The organism is Sinomonas sp. B1-1 (assembly GCF_050474465.1).
Lineage (GTDB): Bacteria > Actinomycetota > Actinomycetes > Actinomycetales > Micrococcaceae > Sinomonas > Sinomonas flava.
The window spans coordinates 243,980-268,755 of sequence record NZ_JBCHVF010000003.1; the positions used below are offsets into that span (position 1 = coordinate 243,980).

Annotated in this window: 27 protein-coding genes; 5 read left to right on the forward strand and 22 right to left on the reverse strand. The window is 67.2% G+C overall.

Annotation, left to right across the window (positions count from 1 at the left end; translation table 11 throughout):
- Window positions 1–2: 2 nt before the first annotated feature.
- The 7 genes from ACQ5BE_RS08120 to ACQ5BE_RS08150 all read right to left on the reverse strand — a co-directional run bounded on the left by ACQ5BE_RS08120 (window position 3) and on the right by ACQ5BE_RS08150 (window position 6,053).
- Window positions 3–929: a type II secretion system F family protein gene (locus ACQ5BE_RS08120; protein ID WP_430296506.1), complete on the reverse strand. Its 927-nt coding sequence runs from the start codon at window positions 927–929 to the stop codon at window positions 3–5.
- Window positions 923–2,380, reverse strand: coding sequence for a CpaF family protein (locus tag ACQ5BE_RS08125; protein ID WP_430296508.1), 1,458 nt, complete (start codon window positions 2,378–2,380; stop codon window positions 923–925). The genes ACQ5BE_RS08120 and ACQ5BE_RS08125 overlap by 7 nt, the downstream gene beginning before the upstream one ends.
- A complete protein-coding gene (locus ACQ5BE_RS08130; protein WP_430296509.1) occupies window positions 2,377–3,582 on the reverse strand; it encodes an AAA family ATPase in 1,206 nt (401 codons plus the stop codon). The genes ACQ5BE_RS08125 and ACQ5BE_RS08130 overlap by 4 nt, the downstream gene beginning before the upstream one ends.
- Window positions 3,579–4,307, reverse strand: coding sequence for a Flp pilus assembly protein CpaB (gene cpaB, locus ACQ5BE_RS08135; RefSeq protein WP_430296510.1), 729 nt, complete (start codon window positions 4,305–4,307; stop codon window positions 3,579–3,581). Before cpaB (ACQ5BE_RS08135) ends, ACQ5BE_RS08130 begins: the two co-directional genes overlap by 4 nt.
- Window positions 4,308–4,322: 15 nt before the next feature.
- The gene (locus ACQ5BE_RS08140; RefSeq protein WP_430296512.1) at window positions 4,323–5,384 is read right to left on the reverse strand and encodes a pilus assembly protein TadG-related protein; all 1,062 of its coding nucleotides are present in this window, start codon (window positions 5,382–5,384) and stop codon (window positions 4,323–4,325) included.
- Window positions 5,372–5,743, reverse strand: coding sequence for a TadE/TadG family type IV pilus assembly protein (locus tag ACQ5BE_RS08145; RefSeq protein ID WP_430296513.1), 372 nt, complete (start codon window positions 5,741–5,743; stop codon window positions 5,372–5,374). Before ACQ5BE_RS08145 ends, ACQ5BE_RS08140 begins: the two co-directional genes overlap by 13 nt.
- A gap of 97 nt (window positions 5,744–5,840) precedes the next feature.
- Window positions 5,841–6,053, reverse strand: a complete 213-nt coding sequence (locus ACQ5BE_RS08150; protein WP_430296515.1) for a Flp family type IVb pilin — start codon at window positions 6,051–6,053, stop codon at window positions 5,841–5,843.
- Window positions 6,054–6,239: 186 nt separating this feature from the next.
- Here ACQ5BE_RS08150 and ACQ5BE_RS08155 point away from each other — a divergent pair, with 186 nt between their 5' ends.
- From ACQ5BE_RS08155 to ACQ5BE_RS08165, 3 genes are all read left to right on the forward strand, one after another.
- On the forward strand, window positions 6,240–7,118 hold the full coding sequence (locus ACQ5BE_RS08155) for a tRNA pseudouridine synthase A (RefSeq protein ID WP_430296516.1): 879 nt from the start codon (window positions 6,240–6,242) through the stop codon (window positions 7,116–7,118).
- A 259-nt stretch (window positions 7,119–7,377) separates the two neighbouring features.
- Window positions 7,378–8,313, forward strand: coding sequence for a hypothetical protein (locus ACQ5BE_RS08160; protein WP_430296518.1), 936 nt, complete (start codon window positions 7,378–7,380; stop codon window positions 8,311–8,313).
- A 232-nt stretch (window positions 8,314–8,545) separates the two neighbouring features.
- Window positions 8,546–8,788, forward strand: coding sequence for a hypothetical protein (locus ACQ5BE_RS08165; RefSeq protein WP_430296519.1), 243 nt, complete (start codon window positions 8,546–8,548; stop codon window positions 8,786–8,788).
- A 7-nt stretch (window positions 8,789–8,795) separates the two neighbouring features.
- Here ACQ5BE_RS08165 and ACQ5BE_RS08170 read toward each other — a convergent pair whose 3' ends face one another.
- The 13 genes from ACQ5BE_RS08170 to ACQ5BE_RS08230 all read right to left on the reverse strand — a co-directional run bounded on the left by ACQ5BE_RS08170 (window position 8,796) and on the right by ACQ5BE_RS08230 (window position 19,864).
- Window positions 8,796–9,092 carry a hypothetical protein gene (locus tag ACQ5BE_RS08170; protein ID WP_430296521.1) on the reverse strand — a complete coding sequence of 99 codons (297 nt, stop codon included), beginning with the start codon at window positions 9,090–9,092 and terminating at the stop codon, window positions 8,796–8,798.
- Between the two features lie 58 nt (window positions 9,093–9,150).
- Window positions 9,151–10,350 carry a hypothetical protein gene (locus ACQ5BE_RS08175; RefSeq protein ID WP_430296522.1) on the reverse strand — a complete coding sequence of 400 codons (1,200 nt, stop codon included), beginning with the start codon at window positions 10,348–10,350 and terminating at the stop codon, window positions 9,151–9,153.
- Between the two features lie 472 nt (window positions 10,351–10,822).
- Window positions 10,823–11,452, reverse strand: coding sequence for a TetR/AcrR family transcriptional regulator (locus ACQ5BE_RS08180; RefSeq protein ID WP_430296524.1), 630 nt, complete (start codon window positions 11,450–11,452; stop codon window positions 10,823–10,825).
- Between the two features lie 34 nt (window positions 11,453–11,486).
- Window positions 11,487–11,885 carry a hypothetical protein gene (locus tag ACQ5BE_RS08185; protein WP_430296525.1) on the reverse strand — a complete coding sequence of 133 codons (399 nt, stop codon included), beginning with the start codon at window positions 11,883–11,885 and terminating at the stop codon, window positions 11,487–11,489.
- A 494-nt stretch (window positions 11,886–12,379) separates the two neighbouring features.
- A complete protein-coding gene (locus ACQ5BE_RS08190) occupies window positions 12,380–13,261 on the reverse strand; it encodes a type II secretion system F family protein (RefSeq protein WP_430296526.1) in 882 nt (293 codons plus the stop codon).
- A gap of 11 nt (window positions 13,262–13,272) precedes the next feature.
- Complete coding sequence (locus ACQ5BE_RS08195) at window positions 13,273–14,214, reverse strand: type II secretion system F family protein (RefSeq protein ID WP_430296527.1); 942 nt, start codon at window positions 14,212–14,214, stop codon at window positions 13,273–13,275.
- Between the two features lie 6 nt (window positions 14,215–14,220).
- Window positions 14,221–15,747, reverse strand: a complete 1,527-nt coding sequence (locus tag ACQ5BE_RS08200; RefSeq protein WP_430296528.1) for a CpaF family protein — start codon at window positions 15,745–15,747, stop codon at window positions 14,221–14,223.
- Complete coding sequence (locus tag ACQ5BE_RS08205) at window positions 15,744–16,943, reverse strand: AAA family ATPase (protein ID WP_430296530.1); 1,200 nt, start codon at window positions 16,941–16,943, stop codon at window positions 15,744–15,746. Before ACQ5BE_RS08205 ends, ACQ5BE_RS08200 begins: the two co-directional genes overlap by 4 nt.
- Entirely contained in the window at window positions 16,940–17,683 is a 744-nt protein-coding gene (cpaB, locus tag ACQ5BE_RS08210; protein ID WP_430296532.1) for a Flp pilus assembly protein CpaB, read from the reverse strand. Before cpaB (ACQ5BE_RS08210) ends, ACQ5BE_RS08205 begins: the two co-directional genes overlap by 4 nt.
- A 57-nt stretch (window positions 17,684–17,740) precedes the next feature.
- Window positions 17,741–18,790, reverse strand: coding sequence for a TadE/TadG family type IV pilus assembly protein (locus ACQ5BE_RS08215; RefSeq protein ID WP_430296533.1), 1,050 nt, complete (start codon window positions 18,788–18,790; stop codon window positions 17,741–17,743).
- Complete coding sequence (locus ACQ5BE_RS08220) at window positions 18,778–19,128, reverse strand: TadE family protein (RefSeq protein WP_430296534.1); 351 nt, start codon at window positions 19,126–19,128, stop codon at window positions 18,778–18,780. Before ACQ5BE_RS08220 ends, ACQ5BE_RS08215 begins: the two co-directional genes overlap by 13 nt.
- A gap of 246 nt (window positions 19,129–19,374) precedes the next feature.
- Entirely contained in the window at window positions 19,375–19,563 is a 189-nt protein-coding gene (locus ACQ5BE_RS08225; protein WP_430296535.1) for a Flp family type IVb pilin, read from the reverse strand.
- 112 nt (window positions 19,564–19,675) lie between these two features.
- Window positions 19,676–19,864: a Flp family type IVb pilin gene (locus ACQ5BE_RS08230; protein ID WP_430296537.1), complete on the reverse strand. Its 189-nt coding sequence runs from the start codon at window positions 19,862–19,864 to the stop codon at window positions 19,676–19,678.
- A 549-nt stretch (window positions 19,865–20,413) separates the two neighbouring features.
- On the opposite strand from ACQ5BE_RS08230, the gene rplM reads away from it, so the two are divergent.
- Both rplM and rpsI read left to right on the forward strand, forming a co-directional pair.
- A complete protein-coding gene (gene rplM / locus ACQ5BE_RS08235) occupies window positions 20,414–20,857 on the forward strand; it encodes a 50S ribosomal protein L13 (protein WP_235779120.1) in 444 nt (147 codons plus the stop codon).
- A gap of 38 nt (window positions 20,858–20,895) precedes the next feature.
- Complete coding sequence (rpsI, locus tag ACQ5BE_RS08240) at window positions 20,896–21,399, forward strand: 30S ribosomal protein S9 (protein ID WP_208709852.1); 504 nt, start codon at window positions 20,896–20,898, stop codon at window positions 21,397–21,399.
- 134 nt (window positions 21,400–21,533) lie between these two features.
- Here the strand turns inward: rpsI and ACQ5BE_RS08245 are convergent, their stop codons facing one another.
- Both ACQ5BE_RS08245 and ACQ5BE_RS08250 read right to left on the reverse strand, forming a co-directional pair.
- On the reverse strand, window positions 21,534–23,396 hold the full coding sequence (locus ACQ5BE_RS08245; RefSeq protein ID WP_430296540.1) for an ArnT family glycosyltransferase: 1,863 nt from the start codon (window positions 23,394–23,396) through the stop codon (window positions 21,534–21,536).
- Window positions 23,396–24,637 carry a glycosyltransferase gene (locus ACQ5BE_RS08250; protein ID WP_430296542.1) on the reverse strand — a complete coding sequence of 414 codons (1,242 nt, stop codon included), beginning with the start codon at window positions 24,635–24,637 and terminating at the stop codon, window positions 23,396–23,398. The genes ACQ5BE_RS08245 and ACQ5BE_RS08250 overlap by 1 nt, the downstream gene beginning before the upstream one ends.
- Between the last annotated feature and the right edge of the window lie 139 nt (window positions 24,638–24,776).

Genomic DNA, 24,776 nt, shown 5'->3' on the forward strand with positions numbered 1-24,776 from the left:
TCCTAGAACCGGATCGAGATGAGCTTGCGCAGCCACAGGCCGCCGATGGTCATGAGCACGGCCGACGCTGCGATCATGCCCCAGCCCAGCGGAGTCGTGAACAGGGGAGCCATGTAGGCGGGGTTGACGACCATGAGCATGGCGATGATGCCCACGGGCAGCGCCATGAGGATGTAGGCGGAGAACTTCCCCTCGGCCGCGAGGGCGGCGACGTGGCCCTTGATCTCGGCGCGCTCGCGGATGGTCTCGTTGACCTGGTCGAGCACCTCCGCGAGGTTCCCGCCGACCTGCCGGTTGATCTGGATCGCCTGGGCCACCCATACGAAGTCCTCGTTGTCCATCCGCTCGGAGGTCTCCTGGAGGCACTCGAGGAGGTCACGGCCGAGGGAGGCGTCGCGGACCACGCGGCGCATCTCGTTCCCGGATGGCTCGGGGCTCTCCGCCGCTGCGGCGTCGATCGCGCGCAGGATGCTGTGGCCCGCGCGCAGGCTGCCCGAGAGCAGGTCGATCAGGGAGTCGAGCTGGTTGCCGAACGCCTTGCGCCGCGTGGCGATGCGCTGGCTGACGAGGAGGCGGGGCGCGGCGAGTGCGATCACCGCGAGCAGGAGCCCGAGGGGTAGGCTGCCCACGACGGCGCCCACGGCCACGGCTGCGAGCGCGGCAGAACCGACGACGACGGCGAGCTCGGCCTGGCCGATCCGCAGCCCGGCAAGCTCGAGCTTCTCGGGGGAGACCAGCCGGACGCCGCTGCGGCTGAACCAGCCCTGGAGCGTGGCCGTGGCCCCGGTGGCGGTGCGCGAGAGCAGGGAGGTCTTGGCAGCCTCGGGGCGCCTGCGGGAGAGCGGAAGGCTCGCCTCGCCAGGACGTGCGGCGAGGACCGCGAGGACGAGCCCTGCCACGAGCACGAGGGCGGCGCCGGCCATCACCATGACGCCCCCTGCCCCACCGGCATGCCGCCGAAGACGCTCGGGCGGACGTGGATGCCGAGGTCCTCGAAGCGCTCTAGGAAGCGGGGGCGGACCCCGGTCGGGATCGGCTTGCCGAGGAACCTGCCGTTGGCGTCCACGCCGGCGGCGAAGTCGAACACGAAGGCGTCCTGCAGCGTCACGACGTCGCCCTCCATGCCCTGCACCTCGGTGATGTGCGTGATGCGGCGGGAGCCGTCCCGCAGGCGCGAGATCTGGACGATGAGGTCCACGGCCGAGGCGATCTGCTCGCGGATGGCTCGCAGCGGCAGGTCCATGCCGGCCATGAGCACGAGCGTCTCGAGACGCGCGATCGCATCGCGCGGCGAGTTCGAGTGCACGGTCGAGAGGGAGCCGTCATGGCCGGTGTTCATGGCCTGGAGCATGTCGAGCGACTCCCCACCGCGGACCTCGCCGACCACGATGCGGTCGGGCCGCATGCGGAGGGAGTTCTTCACGAGGTCGCGGATGGTGACCTCGCCCTTGCCCTCCGTGTTCGACGGGCGGCTCTCGAGGCGCACCACATGGTCCTGCTGGATCTGGAGCTCGACGGCGTCCTCGATCGTGACGATCCGGTCCCCGGCGGGGATGAAGGACGAGAGGACGTTCAGGAGGGTCGTCTTGCCGGTGCCGGTGCCGCCGGAGACGATGATGTTCAGCTTCGCCTCGACGCACGCGCGCAGGAGCTCGGCCATGTCCGGGGTGAACGTGCCGAAGCCGATGAGGTCCTTGACGGTGAGCGGGACCTTGCCGAACTTGCGGATGGTCAGAGACGAGCCGCCGACGGCGAGCGGCGGGATCACGGCGTTGACGCGGGAGCCGTCCTCGAGGCGTGCGTCGACCAGGGGCGAGGACTCGTCGATGCGGCGGCCCACGCGGGAGACGATCCGCTCGATCACGGTCCGCAGCTGCGCCTCCGAGGAGAACCGCAGGGAGGAGAGGGTCAGGCGGCCCTTCTGCTCGATGTAGATCTGGTCGTGGCGGTTGACCATGATCTCGGTGACGGTGTCGTCGTCGAGCAGGCGCTGGAGCGGGCCGTACCCGAGCACGTCGTCCTCGACGTCGCGCAGGAGCCGGGCCCGCTCGGGCGTGCTGAGCGGGACGTGCTCCTCGTCGATGACGTGGACGAGCTCCTCGCGGGCGGCGGCCCGGAGCTCCTTCTCGGTCGCCCCCGTGTCGGAGAACCGGGCCCCCATCCGTTCGAACAGGGCGCTCGCGGCGCGCTGCTTGATGCCGGCGAGAGCGTCGGCCGGCATCGCGGCGTCGTGCGCGGGGGCGGCAGGCGGCTCGAGGACGGCCACGGACGACGCCGGCGCTGGCGCCGCCGCCGGGGCGACGGCACCTGCGGGCGCGCCGCCGCGCGGGCGGGCCGTGCCGGGGGCGCCGGCGGAGGCAAGGCGTTCGGAGAGCTTCACGAGAGGACAACCCGTCGGTGTGAGCGCCGAGCGGCGCGGGACTTGTCGGAGGGGGAGAGGCGCTCGACCACGTGGCCGAGCGCGGCCGTGGCCTTGTCGCCACGGCGCGGGGCCTGCAGGACCGGGATCCCGCGGTTCGTCGAGTAGGCGACGGCGCGGGAGCGGGGCACGCTCACGTCGACGGGCAGGCCGAGGGTCACCTCGATGTCCTTGACGGAGAGCCCGACGTTCGGGTCGGCCATGTTGAGCACGAGGTGCCGCGACTCGGGCATGAGGCCCAGGTGTGCCAGAACCTCAAGGCTCGAGCGCAGGCCGCGCACCCCAGGGACGTCCATGCCGGTCACCCACACGGCGTCGGTGCAGGCCTCGAGGCCGGCGAGCGTGCACTCGCCGAGGCCGGGGGCGGTGTCGAGGACCACGTAGTCGAACTGCTCGGCGAGCTGGCCGATGAGGTGGGCCACCTGCTCGGGGGTCACCGAGTCGGCCTCGGCGGGGGTGCGCGGGGCGCACAGGGCGTAGAAGCCGCCGGCGTGGAGGGTCAGGAACGCCTTGAGCACGAGGGAGTCCCGCGCCGCGGCCGGGGTGACGGCGTCGGTGAGGGTGTGCTCGGGCTCGAGGTCCAGGCCCGAGGCGACGTCGCCGAACTGCAGGTCGAGGTCGACGACGACGACCCGCAGCGGCGCGCTCTTGCCCAGCCCGACGGCGATGTTGGTCGCGAGCGTTGTCTTGCCGACGCCGCCCTTGGGCGAGAAGACGCCGATGATGCGCCCGCGTGGCGCGGTGCTCGCCGGCTCCGCTGCGGCTGTCGAGCGTCCGCGGCTCTCGGAGGCCTGGGCGCCGCGCTGGAGCACGACGCGCAGCTGCTCGGGGTCGATGCCGGGGGAGACGACATCGCGCACGCCGGCCCGCATGGCCTGGAGGGTGAGCTCGGCGTCGGCCTCGGCGGCCAGGAGGATCGTCACGCTCGGGAAGCTGATGTCCATGACCGTCGCGAAGCGCAGGGCGCCCTCGAGCGGGACGCCCGGGCCGAGGACCACCACGTCGGGCAGGGAGCCTCCCAGCGCGGCGAAGAGGTCCTCGGGCTGCCCCGGGAGCTCGTCGGTCGCGAACGTGCTGATGCTGCCCGGCAGGTGGCCCTCCACCGCCGTGCCCATGCGCAGGGCGAAGTCGGTGTCGGGGGAGAGGAGGACGAAGAGGCTCACTGGTAGACCTTTCCGCGGTCGACGGGGCCGGAGTTGGAGTCGGCGGCGCCCTTGGGCTCCTTGCTGAGCCAGACCTTGCCGAACTCGTTGGCGAAGACGATCTTCGTGGCCTGGACGTCGGTCACCGCGACGGTCAGCGTCAGCGTGCCGGTGGCAGCCTTGCCGGAGTCCGAGCTCTCGGAGGACTGCGCGCCGTCGACCGCGGTGAGCAGGACCTTGTGCAGCGTGAGGTCGGTCGACTCGGGGCCTTGGCCGGCTGGGACGGCGCCCTTGTCGAAGGAGAGGAACATCCCGACCGTGTCCCCGGCCTGGAGGTGGCCGCCGACGGCGCGCGCCGGGTCGAGCTGGAAGGAGACCTCCTGGAATCCGGCGGGGACCGGGACCGTGCCGGGCCGCACGAGCGACGCCGGGCTCGCGAGCCGGCCCGCGAGGAGCTGCTCGCCGGGGGCGAGTTCCGTCGTCGTGACCTTGCCGGAGGTGCCCTCGAGCGAGGTCAGCGCGGTGGGCGCGACGGCATCCGCGGGGAGGGTGCGCAGCTCGAGCGATGCGGCGAGCTTGTCCACGGACGTCCCCTGAGCGACGGGCTTCGCGACGACGAGCACCTGCGTGGGCTGCAGGCCCGCCATGGCTCGGCTGTCCGCGCCGTTGGCGTAGGAGATGACGAGGACGACGCCGATGATGGCCGCGACGAGCGCGGCGGCGCCGGCGAGGAGTCGTGACTTCATGCGGGGCTCCCGGGTCTACTGGCTGAGGCGCACGATGGTGGCGCCGAAGGTGGTGGATGGGCCGACCTCGTACTTGTTGTCGAGGGCGACATAGGTGACGAAGCGGCCGATGATCCCCTTGCAGTTGTTGCTGCACGTGAGCGAGGCGTCACCGCCGGGGGCCGTGTTGTTGTAGTAGTTCGGCACGTTTCCGCCGAAGTTCCAGCCCTTGACGCTGAAGGCCGCGAATCCGGCGAGCGTGTACACCGCGCCCTTGCCGGTTCCGGAGACCGCGGTGAACACGGGCAGGAGCACGACGACGCGCTGGCCGGCCTGGAGGGCTGCGATCCACCCCTTCAGGAGGGAGTCGCAGTAGTCAGGCCCGCTGGCGCCGGGCTGGCTGCCGCCTATCGAGGCGGCGACGTTGATCGAGGCACCGCACTGGTTCGGGTTCTGCTGGAGCCAGCCGAAGCCTCCGGGGACGGTCTGGGCGGGCTGGCCGGGGGTGCCGTAGGTGCAGCTGGGGTTCACGCCGGACCCGAAGGACTGGATGAGCTGCAGGCCGCCGTCGATCGCCTTCCCTTGCAGCTGGCACACGGAGAAGGCCAGCGGGAAGGCGGCAAGGCCGGTGCTGGGGCTGCCCCACGCCGCCTGCGCGGTCGCGCCGATGACGGCGCTGTTGATGCCCAGGACCCGGGCGAAGTACAGCGCCACCGACCCCGGCTGGGAGCCGGGCTCGAGCGGCTGGGTCGTAGCGGTCGCGGTGCGCGCGGTCCCGTTGACCGTGAGCGAGGCGATGCCGCCCTGGCCGAGGGCCGTATTCGACTGCGCCAGGGAGGACGCCAGCGAGGACGTGCTCGAGCAGAGCGGGTCCGTGAGCGAGGCCGCGCACTTCTGCGCGACGGCGATCGCGGCCGCGTCCGCACCGTTCTGCAGCTCGCCGCGCTTGGCGTAGAGCATGCCGCCGTCCACCGCGAGGGCCGCGAAGCCGAGCAGCACGACCATGAGGATCGCCGTGACGACGGCGACGGCCCCGCGCTCGCGGTGCGCCGCGGCGTCGTGCGTCCGGGGCGGGCGCGCAAGGGTCAGCCGCCGCACAGCATGACCCCCTTGCCCTGGAGGGGGAAGCTGCCGAAGAACCCGGTGCCAGTGAAGGTGTAGTTCACGGTGAAGGTCACCTGGGTGCCGGCGGTGCAGGTGGAGGGGGAGACGGCGAACGCCGAGGACGGGATGGAGCCGAGGTCCGACGCCGTGTTCTGGGCCGCGGTGATCGCCGCGGAGGTGCTGTTCTGCAGGACCATGACGCGGGCCCCGGAGCGGGCCGCGTAGGTGAGGGTCTGCTGGGCGTTGAACAGCCGGCCGTAGTCGACGATGCCGAGGAGGAGCAGGATGAGCACCGGCAGCACGAGCGCGAACTCGACGGCGGCGGCTCCGCGCTCGCGGTCCTGGCTGGACATCTCTCTCCTTCCGGCGGCTGTTTTCGGGGTCAGTGGGCCAGACATGCGCCGTCCCGGGCCGGTGTGCGACCCGGGCCCGGGACGGTTCCGCCGTTGGTCAGGCGGCGGGCTTCGCCGGCATCTTGCCGTTGATGGTGGTGAAGGCGTCGTTGAGGCTGCCGCCGAGGGTGGCGACGGCGGCGATGATCACGACCGCGATGAGGGCGACCATGATGCCGTACTCGACAGCGGTGGCACCCTTCTCGCCCGAGAGGACGCGCTCCTTGAGCTTGAGGCCAGCGGTGTGCAGGGTGGCGATGATGGAAAGCATTCTGTGCTCCTGTGGGGGTGTGGTGTGGTTGTCGGCTGGTTCCGATCACCAGCTCCACCATCGAAGTTACGGACTCGGGACGGCCCTGGCAGCTGATCTGGGGTGAAGCTCGGGGAACCCTTGGGAAGCGGGCGGAACCTGCGCTTCCGGCGCGGTGTTCCTGCGGGAATCCTTAGACTTGGGGGCATGATTCCTGAGCCCGACGCCGTCCGCGTGCGCCTCGATCTCGCGTACGACGGCGGGCCGTTCAGCGGGTGGGCCGTGCAGCCCGGGCTCCTCACGGCCCAGGGCGCGCTCGAGGAGGCGCTCGCCCTGATCCTGCGCCGGCCGGTGCGGGTCGTCGTGGCGGGCCGGACCGACGCGGGGGTGCACGCGCGGGGGCAGGTGGTGCACCTGGACCTCGCGCCCGGGGAGTGGGAGGGACTGGCGCGGAGGTCGCCGGACGCGCCGGGTCATGTCCTCGTGCGCAGGCTCCGCGGGGCGCTGAGCCGGGTGCTCGGGGAGGAGACCGGCGCGCTCGAGGTACGCTCCGCCGTCGTGCCTCCGCCGGGCTTCGACGCGCGGTTCTCGGCGCTGTGGAGGCGGTACTCGTACCGGATCGCGGACCGGCCGGAGCACTGGGACCCGGTGCTGCGCGGGATCACGCTGTGGCACAGGGTGCCGCTGGACGTGGGGCGCATGAACGGGGCCGCGGCGCAGCTGCTGGGGCTGCAGGACTTCCTCGCGTTCTGCAAGCCGCGCGAGGGGTCCACGACGGTGCGAGAGCTGCAGGAGTTCTCCTTCGAGCGGACGCACGACGGCGTGGTGCTCGCCCACGTGCGCGCTGACGCCTTCTGCCACAACATGGTCAGGGCCCTCGTCGGATCGGCGCTGCGGGTAGGGGAAGGGCTCGAGCGGACGGAGTGGCTGCACGAGCGGATGCTCGCGCGGGTGCGGGACGCGAAGACGCGGCTCGCGCCGGCGCACCCGCTTGTGCTCGAGGAGGTCGGGTACCCCGAGACGGCCGAGGAGATGGCGGCCCGGGCCGAGCAGACGCGGGCACTGCGGGACGAGATCGCGGGCTGACCGCCTCCCTGTATGTCGGAGGCCTCCGCTATGGTCGGTGGAAGGGGCGAGAGAGCCTCTGGAATTGGGGGGAACGATGGAGGCGAAGGCTTCAGCGCGGTACGCGGCGCTGGTTCGATGGGCAGAGGCAGCCGCGCAGGCCGGGCACGAGGTGCCAGCCGTCGAAGTACTGGAAGTACTGGCTGTGACACGGTCGTTCGATGCGCCCGAGGCGCAGCACGCTGCCGTGCAGCCATGGGCAGAGACAATCCGTTGGATCATGACGCAGGCCTCGATGGGTGTGGTGGACCCGTACTCGCAGCTCCCGCCCGAGCTGGCCGTCCCTGCCGGAGCGTCCCCCTCCGGGACGCCGGATGCGGCAGACGGCGTGGGAGCGCTGCCCGAACCGGAGCCGTCGGCCGACGAGGGAGCGATCGGCTCGGCCGCCATTCTCGGAGAGGACGGAGCCGAGCCCGGTGAAGGCGAACCGGGCGGGAAGGCGCCCGTTGCGAGGCCCCGCCTGAAGGTGCCCCGCTGGGAGGAAGCGGCGCGCGAGCAGACCCTCGCAGCGGTACGGAAGTTCGCGGAGCCGCTGCGGGCGCTGTTGGAGCGCGACGCGAATGAAGGCGACACCCGCCTCCTGATCACCGACCTGCTCTGCGAAGGCTTGGGGTACGACAAGTACGCCGACCTGACGACGGAGTACATGGTCCGCCAGGACTTCGCGGACTACGGCGTACGCATCGACCGGCAGCTCGTGGCGTTCATCGAGGTCAAGCGCATCAGCCAGAAGCTCAACGAGCGCCACCTCCGGCAGGTGCAGATGTACGCCGTGAACGAGGGCATCGAATGGATGGTCCTGACCAACGGGCAGATCTGGCAGGTCTACCACCTCACCGGCGGGCTTCCCGTCGTGGTGGATCTTGTCTTCGAAGTGGACCTGCTCGGACCCGAGCCGGACGAGAGCAAGGCCTCCCGGCTGTTCTACCTGCACCACGATTCCCTCAAGCGCCGGCAGATCGAGGAGGTCTGGCGGCACAGCGCGGCCACGGCTCCCGAGCTGCTGCTCGAGGTCATCCTCTCGGAGCCGGTGCTGGATCTCGTCCGGCGTGAGGTGAGGAAGAGGACGGGGACCGCTACGAGTACTGACGTCCTGCGGCAGGTCATCCGGACCGATCTGGCCCAGCCGAAGCTGCTCGACAGGATCTCCTCATAGCCGCTCCCGGCGATGTCCGGATGCGTTCGGGCGCAGGACGGTTCCTGAGTACAGGCTCCCCGGCCACAGGTGGTGGCCGGGGAGAATTCTTTCGGATTCGAGTACAAAGTCCTCATCACAGCGCACCCTCCCGGCTGTCACAGTGGGACCACTGGATCAGCAGAAGGATGGGGGCAGGGCAATGGTGGGCGTTGATGATCTAGTGCGAGTCTGGACGCTGACGGGCACTCCGATGGGCGCTGAGCGCCTCGGCCGGTACGCGCGGGCTCTGGTTGCCGAGCGTCCTGTCGGCCCCTACCGGGCCTTGGACGACGACCAGGAGGACCTGGCAATCCTCTCCCTGGTCCGTGTGGACCGCCCGCATGCGACCATCGAGGACCTCCACCAGATGCCCCCGCTGGCCCTGTCGGGCTACCACCAGATGATCCACGATCTGGCGCGCGAGGGACTCGGGCCGGTCCCGGCCGGTCGCTGAGGAACGCTCAGGCCACCGGACGGCCCAGCCACTGTGGCTCGATCACGCGCCGCTGGACCCTCGAGGCCCCGACCCAGAACTCCGTGGCAGCGACGTAGTAGTCCTTCCGCCAGAGCACCTGCACCTCCACGGCGTCGCGGGTCCAGGCGAGGGCGAAGCCCGCGGTGCGCGTTTCCCCGCCGTCGTCGGTGGGCACGTCCACCCAGACCGGGCGCGCCTTCAGGGCGCGGGTGATGTTCCCCGAGGGGGCCGGGGAGGGGACGGGCCGCGGAACGCGGCGGCTCGGCATGGTCGCGCTGTGCATGGACGCATTGTGCCCCCGGGGTCCGACAGTGGGAACGGCTGCCGGTGCGGCACCGGTCCTAGCGTCCGGCGCCCTCCGCGACTTCGGCCAGGGACTCAAGCTGGACGATCGCGGCGAGGGCGTCCCGTGCCTTGGCGCAGGCGCCTGCGGCGGCGAAGCTCGTGTGGGCCTCGCGGTACAGCTCCAGCGCCTCGCCGGGGGAGTCGAGGCGCTGGGCGATGGTCGCATGCAGCATCGACGCGTCCCCCGCGGCCCGCAGTCCGAGGTCTGCGCGGCGGCGGCGTCCGTGGTCGAGCCTCAGGGCGGCGTCGTAGATCTTGCCCTCGACGTAGAGCCAGTGGGCGCGGTTCAGGTCGGCCAGGGCGCGGTCGCGGTCGGTGCCGCCCGCGATGGCGAGCGCGATCTCGGCATGCTCGATCATGCCCTGAGTGTCGGCGTCGGCGACCCCGGCGGAGAGACGCGCGGAGGCGGCGTCGAGGTTGAACTGCGCCCAGAGCAGCATGTCCTCGAGCGGGAGCAGGAGCTCGGAGGCCTGGCGGTGCCGGCTCCTCCCGTGCTGGTTGTCGCCGGTGAGGAATGCGGTGTTCCCGATGCTCCAGTGCGCTTCGCCCGCGGCCTGGGGAGGCAGCTCGGTGATGAGGGGCTCAAGCTCGGCGCAGCGTGCTCGCGCCTCGTCGAGCCGTCCCGCCTCGGTCAGGGCCGCGATCAGTTCCCGCAGCGCCCTGGCGCGGTCTGCCGCGTCGGCGGAGGCGTTCGAGGCGACGGTGACGGCTTCGGTGGCGTGCTCGATCGCCGTCGTCAGTTCGCCGAGTGCCCTGAACGCCTGGGCGAGGAGGATCTGGACCGCGGCGCTTTCCCGGCCGGCGTCCGAATCCAGGACCAGGAGCTGCAGGACGTCCCTCGCCTCGCTGAAGCGTCCCTCGGCTGCGAGGGACTCGGACTGGAGCACGGTCATCTCGAGCCAGAGCCGCTGGTCGCCGGAGTCAAGGGCGAGGCGGGCGGCGGACTGGGCGTACAGGACGCAGTCGGCGTAGTCGCGGACGTCCCAGGCCGCCTCGGCAAGCAGCGAAGGCAGGAGCTGCTGGACGGGTGCCAACTCGCCGGCGAGGCTCTGGACGAGACGGTCGGTGGGCTCCTGCTGCCCGGCCTCCAGCAGGGAAAGCTGCTTGGGGGTGCAGAGGCCGCGGCTGAGCTGGTCAACGCTCAGGGCCAGCCGGCGCCGTTCAGCTGAGAGCCTTTGGCCGAATCGGATACCCATGGCTGCCTTCCTGTCTGGTCGAGGGGGTGGAGTGCTGCAATCCGCAGAGGATGCGCAGCTGGTCCATCAGCTCGCTGCGCTCCGTGGGGCCCGGGGCAATCGGACGCCTGGGAACGGCGGCGAGTGGTGCTGGAAGCCGCGCTGAGGACGCCGCGGACGACGGGAGGCGGAGGACGAGGTCCTGGACGCCAGTCCGTTCGATCGCGGAGCAGTGTGACGCCGGAGTCGGCCCGGACGAGCCGGGCCGACGCTCGGGCACGCTTCCCATGAATTCATGGGAGTATGCCCGAGCTATCGTCGGCACCTTCACGGCCCCAGCCGCCATGTGGTGTGTCACAAGGTCAAGCATGGAGGTAGAACGAGCGTTCTGTCTACATGACACGAAGCTGAATATGTTATGGCGTCCTTTGTAACATCCCTTGCCCGGTCGGAAGGGCTCCCTTCGCAGTGTGTCGCGGAAGCCGTGTAGGGCTCAGGAGGCCAGATCCTGCCCCTGTGGATCTGGTTCAGCGGCACAGTGCTGGCGCATCAGCAGCTCGGCGAGTCGGCGCCCGTGCTCGGCGGCATCCGGGTCCCCTTCGCGGTCTGCGACGATCGACCCCTGGATGATGGCGTGGCAGGACCAGGCGAACCCTTCGGGGTCGCGGAGCCCTGCGGCGGCCGCTGCTTCCTGAAGGCCCATCCTCGTCTGCGACAGGTAGGCGGCGCTCGCCTGCCCGAGGGGATGCTCGGGGCCCATCTCGATGAGGACCTGCAGCAGCCCGACGACCTCGGGGGAGCGCTGTCGGAACCATCCGTCGAACACGTCGAAGACGGTCAGCACCAGGTTCTCGAGGTCGTCGCGGTGATTGAGGGCCGAGCTGATGGCCGCCTGGCGCTCGGTGAAGCGGTGCCGGAGGTAGGCGAGGACGAGGTCGTCCTTGGAGCGGAAGTGCCGGTAGAAGGTCGAGATGGCGACCCCCGAGGCGGCGATGAGGTCGTCTACGCCGACCCCTCGGACGCCCTGGCGGGAGAAGAGCTCGTAGGCGGTCTTGATGATGTGGTCGCGCACGTTGGTGGCGCCAGTGGCGGGGCGTCGGGGGCCAGAGATGTGCGGGTCCACTCTCGCATCATAGGGCTAACAGGTGTGCAAAACGCTAGGCCAGCGTCGACACGAGCAGCGCGCGCACCTCGGGCCGGGAACGCCAGTCGCCGAACGAGTACGCGAGGGTGTCCCCGATGCGTTCCAGCGCCTGCCCGACTGAGGCGAGGTGCGCGCCGTCGGCCGAGATCGCGGCGCAGGGCGCGGCGCTCTGGGGGTGGACGAGCACTAGGGGTATGACTTCGATGTCGGGGCCAAGGAGCGCGTGGAATTCGTCGGCCGCGGAGTGCAGGGAGCTCGGCCGGCCCGGACGACGCTGCGCTTCGAGGAGGAAGACGATGTTCCCGCGCACGACGGCGTGGTCCGCGCTCGCGGGAGCGGCGCCGCTGAGGCGGAGCGAGTGGAAGATCTCGGTGCCCGGGATCGACAGGAGCGACTCCAGCAGCTGAGCCATACCCGCCGTCTCCGGCGTCGCATCGCCCAGGATCCGCTCAGCACGCGCGCATCGGGAAGCCGCCGTCATGTTCCGGCGTCGCGCGCGGACGGCCGTTACTCCCAAGCTCGCGAGGCAGGCGGGGAGGACGGCGAGAACAAGCCAGCCAAAAGCCAGCTCTACAAGTGGATCGATGATGCCGAGGACCGTCAGGAGGACCGAAACGACGACGGCGGCACCCGCCAGCGCGAGTACCGCGCCACCGCGGAACCACGCCTTGCGGGCGATTCGTCGGTTCCGGCGGCGAGTGCTGAATGGCACGGCGGGGAGGCCACCGAATTCCCGGTACCAGGCCCATTGCGTGGGGTCGAGCGCGGACGCGGCCGTCGGAGATCTGCCGTTCATGGTGGTTCCTGGTTCGGGTCTGCTGGGGCGGCGCGGGACGCGAGGTGGTAGGAGCCCCCTCCCGGTTCTGGGTGCCGGGAGGAGGCTCCAGTCTGTGGGGCGGTGAGACGTCAGGTGCTGAACAGTTTGATGATGTTCATGAAGGCCGGCCCCATCACCACGATGAACAGCGCGGGCAGGATGGTGAACATCAGAGGGAAGAGGATCTTCACCGGGATCTTCATGGCATGTTCCTCTGCGCGCTGTCTGCGCTTGGTCCGCATTTCCTTGGCTTGCGTGCGTAGGACGTTGGCGATGGCGATCCCATACTGATCGGCTTGGATGACGGCGCGGATGAAGCTACGCAAATCGGGGAAGGGGGCGCGTTCCGCAAGAGCCTGGAAGGCCTCCCGGCGGGGCCGTCCGATCTGCAGGTCTTGGAGGGTACGCACGAACTCGTCCGCCAGCGGACCCGTGTTGTTCTCCGCTGCGCGAGCCATCGCACCCTCGAAGCCGATGCCGGCCTCGACTGAAATCAGCATCTGGTCAAGCATGTTGGGCATAGCCCGCTGCATCGCTTCGCGCCGTTTGATCCCCGTGTTGTACAGGAGAAGATCCGGCAGGAAGTAGCTCAGGGCGGTGAGGCCGATCCCAAACAGCGCTATGAGTGGTGCCGGATTGCTGAGGAAGGTCCACAGTCCGAGCAGGAAGGCGATGAGTGCGAGAAGCGGCTTGACTGCGATGACGCGGTCAAGTGGCCACTCCCGGGGTCGGCCGGCCTCAGCCAGCTGCCGATCAAGAAATTCGGTGTAGCCCCTGGGGGTGATCCGTCGGGACAGTGCCCCTAACTGATCGGAGAGTGCCGAGGTGGAATGGCGAGGACCGGCCTTGATGAGACCGAGATTGACTTCAACCGCCTTCCGGGTGGTCCTGTCTGTGGCGACGACTGTCCACGTGAGGAATGCGGCGGGAAACACGATCGCGGCGATGGCCACGAGGGCAAGGGGTGCCATGTCTATTCACCTCAGTACTTCGGCTTGATGAGCTGTCTCAGCCACAGCGAACCGACGGTCAGGAGCACAGCGGCTGCGGCGAGCATGAGCCAGCCGGGGACCGTCGTGAAGAACACTTGCTGATAGGTCGGGTTGATGAACGTGAGCAAGAGGAGGAACGCGATGGGCAACCCCACCAGGATGATTGCCGAAAGCTTGCCCTCCGCCGCCAACGAACTCACCTGACGGGCGAGCTGCGCGCGTTCGCGGATAGTCTCCACGACGTTCTCGAGCACCTCCGCGAGATTGCCACCAACTTCCCTTTGGGTCTCGATTGCCTGTGCCGTCCACAGGAAGTCTGCGCTCTTGACGCGGGCTGCAACCCCTTCAAGAGACTCCATGAGGTCTCGTCCGATCCGCGTCTCGTTGATGACGCGTCGAAGCTCCTCATTCATAGGCGCTTCACTGTCCTCGGCTGCCCCGTCGAGTGCGCGAAGGAGGCTGTGGCCGGCGCGGATACTTCCCGCAATGGTCTGAAGCGTGTCGGGCAGTTGCTCAGCGAAGGCGCCCTGCCGTCGTGAGATCTTCAGACTGAGCCAGACCTGTGGTGCTGCTGCTCCCAGGAGCGCGAGCAGAATCGCCAAGCCCAGCCCAGCAAGCAGGAACCCAAGCACGCCGCCGACGACGGCGGCGGAACCTGTGACGATGAGGAAGTCACCGGAGCTGAGGCGGAGTCCAGCCTGTTCCAGACGGTCTGCCGAGATGTATTTCAGCTCGCGGCCCTTGAGCCGAGCGTTGATCGCACCGACGGCGGTGTTGGTGATCTTGGTGAGGGCAGAATCTCCTTGTGAAGCCTGGGGCCTTCGCCGTCCGACATCGACTACACGCTCTGAACGAATCCATCGGACGACCAGAATGCCGAGGCCTACGTAAACCGCGAGGAGTCCGAGCCCGAAGATGATGGGACTGTCCATATCGGATCAATTCCTTGCAAACTGCGCGCCGAAGATGGCGGGGCTGATGTTGATCCCGAGATCGCGGAAGTGCTCGACGAAGCGCGGCCGCACGCCCGTAGCCACAGGCCGGCCTAGGAACCGTCCATTGGCGTCCACACCGGCGCCGTAGTCGAAGAGAAACGCGTCCTGAAGCGTGACAACCTCCCCCTCCATCCCTTGGATCTCGGTCACGTGGGTCACGCGCCGGGTGCCGTCCCTGAGCCGTGTCAGATGGACGATGAGGTCCACCGCAGACGCCACCTGTTCCCGGATCGCACGGAGTGGCAGGTCCATGCCGGCCATGAGGACGAGCGTCTCGAGACGGGAGATGGCGTCGCGGGGCGAGTTGGCGTGCACAGTCGAGAGGGACCCGTCGTGTCCGGTGTTCATCGCCTGGAGCATGTCCAGGGTCTCGCCGCCGCGGACCTCCCCGACGACGATCCGATCGGGCCTCATACGGAGAGAGTTGCGCACTAGATCCCGAATCGTGATGGCTCCGGTGCCCTCGATGTTCGGAGGACGGCTCTCAAGCCGGATCACGTGGTCCTGCTGAAGCTGGAGTTCCACCGCGTCCTCGATAGTGACGATCCGTTCGTTCCTCGGGATGAAGGAGGACATGACATTCAGCAGCGTGGTCTTGCCTGTGCCAGTGCCTCCGGAGATGATCACATTCAGCCGTGCCTCCACGCACGCGTGGAGCAGTTCAGACATGTCGGTCGTGAGGGTGCCCAGCTCGATGAGCCGGTTCACCGTCAGAGCTTCCCTTGAGAATTTTCGAATGGTCAATGCCGCCCCGTTCACAGCGAGCGGCGGGATAATCGCGTTCACGCGGGATCCGTCCGACAGGCGGGCATCCACGAGTGGAGATGACTCGTCGATGCGGCGTCCCACGCGCGAGACGATCCGTTCGATCACGCGACGCAGCTGCTCCTCGGACGTGAAGGTCGTCTCGGTCGGGAACAGCCGCCCGTGCCGTTCGATATAGACCTGGTCGGCGCGGTTGACCATCACCTCAGTCACACTTGGGTCGTCGATGTACCGCTGGATCGGGCCGAGGCCGAGCACATCGTCCATGACTTCGTCAATCAGGCGTGCGCGCTCTGTTGATGTCAGTGGCACGTGCTGCTCAGCCACCACACCGCGGAGTTCGCCCTCCACGTAGTCGTGAAGGTCGGCTTCACTCAGTGACGAGTCGGAGATGCGATTGCCGACCCTTGAGAACAGCGCCTCAGACACGTTGGACTTGAGCGCGCGGAGCGCTTCGCTGGCGCGCACGTCCCGTTGTGACGCGGCATCATGCACGGCAAGGCGGGCCTCGGCATCGGCAGCAGCCTTGGCCTGGAATCGGCCGTTGAGGTTCGCGGGCACGTGACCGACGTCCAGCGCCGTCGTCGGGCTGTCGTCGGCACGGCCAGACGGGAAGACGCTGCGGTGGACGGGCGTGTCTTCAGAGTTCGGCAGGGCTGTCGACTCGATTCCCCGTGCAGCGTTCATACGTTCCGAGAGGCTCACTGGAACACCGTCCTACGGTGCATCTGCTTGTGTTCTCGTTTGTCCCACTGTGGCAGGAACCGTTCAACGAGCTTTCGAAGGCCCTTGACGGCGGGGTCGCGCAGGCCATCCTGCAGCGCAGGAACACCGCGGTTCGTTGAAAGCGGGAGTGCGCGTGACCGTGGAAGTACGACATCTACCGGTACGCCTAGCGTCGCTTCCACATCCTGGAGGCTGATTCCTGAGCGGCGATCCGCCATGTTCACCACGACGTGTCTGTGTTCCGGAAGCATGTTCAGCTCCGCCAGGATTTCGAGACCCGAACGGAGTCCCCGGACACTCGGGATGTCCATCCCGCACGCCCACACGACATCGCTGGCTTGGTCGAGCGTTGCAAGAACATGTTCCCCAAGACCGGGTGATGTGTCGATGACGACGTATTGGAAGTCTGCGGCCAGATGCTTGACGAGCTCCGACACCTGAGCGGGGCTGATTCGGTCGGCATCTGCCGGATTCTTCGGTGCGCACAGCGCGTAGATGTTTGCTGGATGCGCCGTCAAATAGGTCTTGAGCGACAGAGAGTCCATGGGGCCATTGGCGGCGTCCAGCACCGTACGTTCCGGGCTCAGCATGAGTCCCGAGGCCACATCTCCGAACTGGAGGTCCAGATCGACGATCACCACTGAGGTCGGCGCAATCTTCCCGAGGCCGACGGCGATATTCGTCGCGATGGTGGTCTTGCCCACCCCACCCTTCGGGGACATGACGGCGATGACCCGTCCTCGTCCCTGATGGCTGACCTCGTCAGCGACATCCATGGGGGCAGACGCCATCCGCGATGCAGCCGCCTCCGCCGCTTGCTCCAGATGCGCATGGAGTGACTCCGAGTCAACGGCTGGAATCACGATGTCGCGTATGCCAGAGCGCATTGCCTTGAGAGCAAGGTCCGGGCTCGGCTCAGCAGCGTAGACGATGCTCAGGTGCGGGTACCGGGTATCGACAGCTGCTGCGAATCCGAGAACATCGTCGGCCCGCAGATCCGGACCCAGAATGAGGACCTCGAGCGGCTCGCCCACCAGCTGGCCGAAGACGTCGTCGACGCTCGCCGGAAGAAAGTTGGCCTGGAAGGACTGCAGCGATCCCGGCAAGCTGGCCGAGGCGAGCCGCACGCGGTGCTCGAAGTCGGCGTCAGCAGTGATCAGGGCGAAGCGGCTCATCGGAATACCTTCGTCCTGTCGACGGTGCCCGAGCTGTTCTCCGCAGCTGAGGCGGGCTCCTTGGTCAGATAGACCTGTCCGTTGAGCGTGGCGAAGACGATCTTCTCGACATCGACGGAAGTCCGGGCGAGCGTCACGAGGTATCCGCCTGAACCGGCCGCCGAGTTGTTGGAGTTGCCGTTCGCCGCGGCTCCCTGCGACGGCTGTCCACCCTCGGCGGTGTTGACGCCCGTGGAGTACTGGATCGCCGTGACGAGGACCTTGTGGAAGGCCAGCTGGGTCTGTGATCCGCCGTTGTTGCCCTGGCCCGGGTCGACCGTGATCACGATGCCCACCGTGTCGCCAGCTGCGATCGCCCCTCCTGCAACGCGCTCGATGGGGAGCTTGATGGTCACCTCCTGCATCCCGTCCGGCACGTTGACACGGCCAGGGGTGACGAGTGCGCTCGGATCAGTGAAGCGAGTGGTGATGAGCTGCTCCCCTGATTCGAGGGCCACTGAGGCAACCTTGCCCTTGAGTGCTTTGAGGTCGGTGACCGCGTCCTGCGGCACCACGTTCTTGGGGACGGGCTTCACAACGACGCTGTCGCCGAGACTTGCAGCTGGAGTGCCAGCTGCAATTCCCTTCTGCACCACGTAGACGTTTTGCGTCTCGGTGCCGGCGTAGGCTCGTTGTTCGGAGCCATTGACATAGGTGATGAGCAGAACGGTGCCGATGATTGCGACAATCAGAGCGGCCACGCCTCCCAGTAGGCGGGTCCTCACGAGATTCCTCTTTTCTTGGGGTGGTGGCGTGTGTTAATTGATGAGAGCGATGATGTTGGAGCCGAGGTCGGCGCCGCCGCCTCCACTGAAATTCGGGTCCGCGATGGTGTACCGGATGAACTGGCCGATGATGCAGCGGTCGTTGCCGCCGCTGCAGGCAAGCGATGCGCTCAATCCTTGGGCTGTCAGGGCGGAGGCCGTATTCCTGAACGCACCGGGAGACTTCCCTGAACCGCCGTCGAGCTGCCATCCGTAGACCCTCAGGGTGGCGTAGCCCGCAATGGTGTACTGCACGTTGCTGCCGGTTCCCGACGTCGCGCTGAAGACCGGGAGCACGACGTCCAATTCCTGGCCGGCGGTCAGCGTATCCACCCAGCTCTGCAGGACGGCCGTGCAGGCACCGGTCGGGCCCGAGTTCGGCATGGTGTTACCTGGATTGGTGTAGCCGATCACGACGTCGCCAGTAGTAGTCGTCGTCGTGCAGGAAGTGCCGTCGGGGGAGAGCCAGCCCCAGCCGCCCGGGGCCGCGGTTCCCGAAGGCCCGGTGCAGGTCTGGCCCGGCTTGTAGGCGAAGGACTTGATGGTGCCGGCGGTGGTCGTGGGCGTCAGGTCCCAGCACTGCATCGACAGAGCAAGCGGAAAGCTCTTCCCGCCTCCCGGAGGACCCCAGGCTGCTGTCGCCGTGGCTGTCACCTGCGCCGACGGTTGGCCGATGGCACCTGCCAGTACGAGCTTCAATCCGCCGGCGGGTGTTGACGTCGTGACGGAGACTTGGCCCTTGGTCGGATACGTGATGCTCTGGACCACCGCCGACTGGTCGAGGGAGTTGTCCTTGGTGAGGCCCGGGGCCAAGGCCGGCGGCGGCGTGCAGGGCCAGGCGTTCTTGGAGCAGTACTGTGCGATCGCCAGAGCAGACGCGTCTGCTCCGTTCTGGAGCTGCGACTTGCTCGAGACGAGGCGTCCGGCGTCCACCGCCAATGCGGCGAAACCAACCAGGACGACCATCAGAAGCGCCACGGTCACTGCGGCGGCCCCGCGTTCGTGTTCTGCTAGCGAGGGGCGCAGACGGGTTATCCACCGCATTGCATAGCCCCCGTTCCACTGACAGTAACGTTCCCGCTGAGGCCGAACCAGGAACCCGAAATCGTAGTGAAAGTGGTGGAAGCCTTGACCTGCATTTCAGTGCCGGCGGCGCAGGCAGGCGGGTTAGGTGTCGAGGAGTAGGTCAGGGTGTAGCCGGGGGCAACGGCGTTCCCATTTGTCGTCGCGAGAGTCCAGTTGTTCTTGACAGCCATCGTGCGTGCAGCCTCGCGCGCCGCATTCGTGACGAGCACTTGCGCGTTGTAGATGCGTCCGAATTCGACGATCCCGAGGATGAGGCTGAACAGCAGGGGGGCGATAAGCGCGAATTCGACGGCCACTGCTCCCCGTTGACGACTGGTCCTTGAGCGACGATTGGTATTGGGCATGACTACATTTCCGCCATCACGTCATCGAGGATTGCTATGTGGATTCTGGCGGAGGCGTTGCCGCGACGTGGGCGGGGGGCCTGCGCGTTGTCCACTGAATTCGCTCTGGATTCGCGACGTCCCATCAGGTCCCCCTTGGCATTGCTTCTGGTGTGGTCGGGTTCGCAGCCCCGGCTGCGAACCCGACCATTTCTCCGGTCAGAGTGCGTTGACGATCGTGTTGAACGCGCCCAGGATCTGCTGGCCGAGTGCGGCAACAACAACGACGATCACTGCGGCGATCAGGGCAACGAGGAGGCCGTACTCGACCGCGGTTGCGCCCCGCTCATCATCATTGCCAGTAATTTTGTTCCAAAATGCAAGAATCGAAACCATGAATCTGTCCATGGCAGTCTCCCTTGACTTATGGGGACTGAATGCTGCCCCCCAATGTGGAATGGTAATGCCGATCGATTCGCCGAAGTGAAGCCACTCGTGAACCGATCGGCGCCACCGATGACTAGAGCGCGTTGACGATCTTGTTGAACGCGCCCAGGATCTGCTGGCCGAGTGCGGCAACAACAATGACGATGACTGCGGCGATGAGAGCAACGAGGAGGCCGTACTCGACGGCGGTTGCACCCTTCTCCTTGTCTGTGCGGGTAATGTCGTTCCAGAAGGTCAGCAGGGAGACCATGATCCTGTCCATGTCATTTCCTAACTTTGAAGTGCGGAATGCGGATCCAAAGCGACGACCCCCACATAAGCGCCGTCGAGATCTACACCGTCAGTCTTCACGTACAGGGGGAATGCTGGCCACACTGGGCCGGTACTTGTTTTTGTTTGTTTTGGTAACCCCCGCGACTACTTGCCTCGCCGAACGAGTACTCGGTTCGGGGGCCGGCCCGAACGCGAGGTGGGACCGTGAGCCAGCCGAGCGGCGTCGTGGGTTACGACCGGACGGTGCGCTCGACGGGCCCACGACCTCAAGGCGAGACTCGGGGAGGCGCCGCGTCTGGCCGGCGCCCGCTTTGACCCGCCGCGCCGCGCCGGGCTATCCTTGATAGTCGTTGTGCGTGTCTCGACTCGATGGTGCGCGCCGCGGGAGTGTCCAGTTGCAGGACGCCAGCTCCCGAGGCGCATTCGAGTATCACGGGATGACTGGTCTGGGAGCCCTCACCTCTGGTCCGGTAGCGCACCGAAGAACGGGATGTATCTCACCGGCATCCCACCAGACCAAGAAACGAAGGCAACAACTGTGCGTACGTACACTCCGAAGCCCGGCGACGCCGACCGTCAGTGGCACGTCATCGACGCCACCGACGTCGTTCTGGGTCGTCTTGCCAGCCAGACCGCAACGCTGCTGCGCGGGAAGCACAAGCCGACCTTTGCGTCCCACATGGACATGGGCGATTTCGTCATCATCATCAACGCTGACAAGGTCGCCCTCACCGGCGCCAAGCTCCAGCAGAAGCGCGCCTACCGCCACTCGGGCTTCCCGGGCGGCCTGACCTCCGTCACCTACGCGGAGCTCCTTGAGAAGAACCCGGTCCGCGCCGTGGAGAAGGCCGTGAAGGGCATGCTCCCGCACAACAAGCTGGCCGCCCAGCAGCTGTCCAAGCTCAAGGTCTACGCGGGCCCGAACCACCCGCACGCTGCCCAGCAGCCCAAGACCTTCGAGATCACCCAGGTCGCCCAGTAGTCCTGGCCACTAGTCAAGAATTCATCAAGGAGAACACTGTGGCTCAGAACGAAGAGCTTGCCCCGGCCGAGGCCGAGGAGAACCTGACCAGCTACACGTCCGAGAGTGCCCCCGCCGGCGCCGAGGCCCCGAAGCGTGAGCGCCCGGCGCTCACCGTCTCCGGTGCCGCTGTCGGCCGCCGCAAGGAGGCCGTGGCCCGCGTCCGCGTCGTCCCCGGCTCCGGCCAGTGGACCATCAACGGCCGCACGCTCGAGAACTACTTCCCGAACAAGCTGCACCAGCAGGAGGTGAACGACCCGTTCAAGCTCCTCGACCTCGAGGGTGCCTACGACGTGATCGTCCGCATCCACGGCGGTGGCCCCTCGGGCCAGGCCGGCGCTGTGCGCCTCGGTGTCTCGCGCGCTCTCAACGAGATCGACGTCGAGAACAACCGTCCGGCCCTGAAGAAGGCCGGCTTCCTGACCCGCGACGCGCGCGTGGTCGAGCGCAAGAAGGCCGGTCTCAAGAAGGCCCGCCGCGCTCCGCAGTACTCGAAGCGCTGATTCGGCTGGTTGGGCGGGGTTTCGACTTCGCTCAACCACCGTTCGGAAGGCCCGTCCCGCAATGCGCGGGGCGGGCCTTTCCGCACCTGAGGGACTCTGCACCAGAGTCTGGTTTGCTGTTGGCCTCGCTGCCCTCAGGGCTGGAGCCGGTAGACGCACTCTCCGCCGATCTTCTGGCACGGAAAGCTGTCTTTGACCCACTGGTAGATCTTGGCGGACTCCCCAATCCCGAGCGACGTTGCTGGGGGCAGCTGGCCGACGATGAGAGAGCCGACCTCTCCCCGTCCAACCATCGCTTTGAACTGGTCAAGCGTGGGGAATGGGTCCGTTCCGTCGAAGCCGCCTACTGCAAGTACCGCCCGCTGGGACTCGAGCTCGTAACGGGCCGCGCTTTGTGAACCCACCACCGCGCCTGGCCATCGAATCGATAATGGTGCTTGGCGCAGGATGTCTACCGTCTGCGGCACAACCTCGTTGCCGAACATGGTCGCGGCAAAATCAGGGCGGTTCCTGCCTTGCATGAGGGGATCCGATGGATCGTCGGTTCGGTACCCGTCGATTGGCGGTCCGCCCGCCAGACCGGCCCCGGCGTGCGGCACTGCGGCCGTCGCGAGGGACCACAGTCCTGGGCCCGTGAGGACTAGGCATAGGGTGAGCGCCAGCCCACTTCTCTTCAGGTCCACACGTGGAGGCAGGACAGCCCACGTCGTCGCCACTGCTCCTAGGGCAAGCGTGGCTGTGGGAAGCCAAGGAAATGAATCGGCGCCGCGGAGCGCGTTTGAATAGCTGACGAGGAGAGTAAGGGCCAAAGCCAGTCCGAGCAGAAGTCGTGCGCTCCGCCTATCCCGCTGTTCAAGGAGCGTCTTCAGCCCGAAAGCCGCAAGGCAGGCGCCCGCTGGGACCGCCGCAAGGGTGTAGTAGGGATGGACGATGCCTGACATCATCGAGACGACTCCTGCTGCAACTCCAAACCAGAGACCGTGGAGAAGCAGGAAGGCGCGGCGGTTCCGGTTCTCGGTGCGTCGCCACACGATGACTGCCACGATGAGTCCAGCACATGCCAAGGGAAGAAGCCACGTGACCTGGGCCGAAAGCTGCGGATAGAGGTAGCGAAGAGGTCCGGCCTGTGGGAACTCCTCGGCGCCGATCTGCTCTCCGATCTGCGTCCGCTGGGCGTCGACACCCGTCAACCGGTCCAGTCCGTTGTAGCCGACCGTGAGCTCGAGGAAGCTGTTGTTCCGTGTCCCGCCGATGAACGGGCGGCCATCGCTCGGTGTCAGGGCGACGGCGGTCAGCCAGCTACCCGCCGTGACGATCGCAGCCATCGTCGCCCCGAGGATCCCCCCGGCCTTGGCCTTCCATGACCATGCGCTTGCGACGATCACCGCTGCGACCAAGGCAGGGAGGATGAAGGCGACTTGGAGCTGCTTCGTGAGGAACCCGGCACCGAGAAGCAGTCCAGCCAGAGCCAGGAACGAGACGCGCCGCAGTCGTATGGCGTCGAGTGTGAGGGCCGCTGCCCCCGTCATGAGGAGCATGAGGAGGGCATCAGGATTGTTGTAGCGAAAAACCGCTGTCGAAACCGGCATGAAAGCCATCAGGGCGCCGGCGACGAGCCCCCAGCGGTGTCCCAACACTGTGGCTGCCATCCGATACACCAGCCAGACCGTGGCCACGCCCATGAGGGCTTGGGGCACTTGGATGCTCCACGGGTTGAGGCCGAACAGCTTGACGCTCAGGCTCATGACCCACACGGCCAGGGGCGGCTTGTCGACCGAGATCCCATTTCCAGGATCAGAGGAACCGAAGAAGAAGGATGTGAAATTGTCTGCTCCAGCGAAGGCCGCGGCGGAGTAATAGGGATTCGCCCAGCCGTTGGCACCTAGGTTCCAGAGATAGAGCAGAGCGGTGGCAGTGAGAAGGAGTCCGGCCTCCACGCGCTTGCGCACGGACGTGATGGCAACCCCTTCGAGGGCCACTTTGGCTGTCAGCGCCATCAGGCAGCGTCCGCAGCCCGAGGAGCCGCGATTTCAGCGACGACGCGACTACGCGACGTCGCGCGCTGCCGGAAGACCCACGCCTTCAGCAGGGCGAAGCGGAGCACAGTTGCGACGACGTTCGCCATCGTGAGGGTCACGAGTTCTGCCGTAGCCCCAGGTTCAGCAGCGAGGCCATGGAGGACGAGCAGTGAGCACGAGGTCAGAGTCCAGGCGAGGCCGAACACGATAAGCCCTTGGAATTGCTGCCTCCCGTAATGCTCTGGCCCTTGGATGCCGAAGGTGAACCGTCGGTTTGCGGCGGTGTTGAGCACAGCGGTGATAAGCAGTGACGAGAAGTTCGCCGGTTGTGGGCCGAAGAGCGGCTGCAGCATGAGATAGAGGAGCGCGTACGCGATCGTCGAGGCCACTCCCACGGTGCCGAAACGCAGGACCTGTCCGAAGAACGACGGCGCGCGGTCCGGCAGGAGCGGACGGCGCCCCAACTCGGCGTACACCGCGGCAAGCGGAATGCGTCCGAGCGCGAGCGACCTGGCAACGCGAAGGATGCCGCGCATGTCCTCGACGGCGGTCTGAACGATGTCTACCGTGCTCGTCGGGTCGTCAGTCCAGTCAACCGGAATCTCGTGGATGCGCAAGCCCGCCCGTTCAGCCAACACGAGAAGTTCGGTGTCGAAGAACCATGCGTTGTCCTCGACGTGGGGGAGCAGAGCACGCGCCACCTCTGCCCGGACGGCCTTGAACCCGCACTGGGCATCTGAGAAGCGCACCCTGAGGGCACCTCGAAGCATTGCGTTGTACGCGCGGGAGATGAATTCGCGCTTCGGGCCCCGTACCACCCGCGACGATCGGCCCAGCCGAGTTCCGATTGAGATATCCGAATGGCCCGAAAGGAGCGGTGCGATGAGCGGCGGGAGGGCGGCGAGGTCCGTCGAGAGGTCGACGTCCAAGTACGCCACAACCTTCGCCGCAGAGTTGAGCCACGCGTGCCGAAGGGCGTAACCGCGTCCCTTCGTCTCAAGGCGGAGATATCTCACGCCGCTGAGCTGGGCGGAAAGCGACTCGCCGATTTCCTGCGTTCGGTCGGTGCTCGCGTTGTCAGCTATCGTGACGAGCCACGGCACACTCAGTGCCTCGCCGAGATAGGCCACCAACGTGGTGATGGAGCTCGCGAGAGCGTCTTCTTCATTGAACACCGGCACGACGATGTCGATCGCCGGCCCCCCGTTGGCCGTCGTCATGCGCTCGATCTTATGAGCGTGGCGCGGCCTCCGCGAGAGCGCGGACAAAAGACGAGTACCCGGATGCGCAACCAAGTAGTGGTGCCGTGGGGTACGTTGCCTTGGACTGTTCGTGCCCCACAGTCAGGGGGGATCGTAT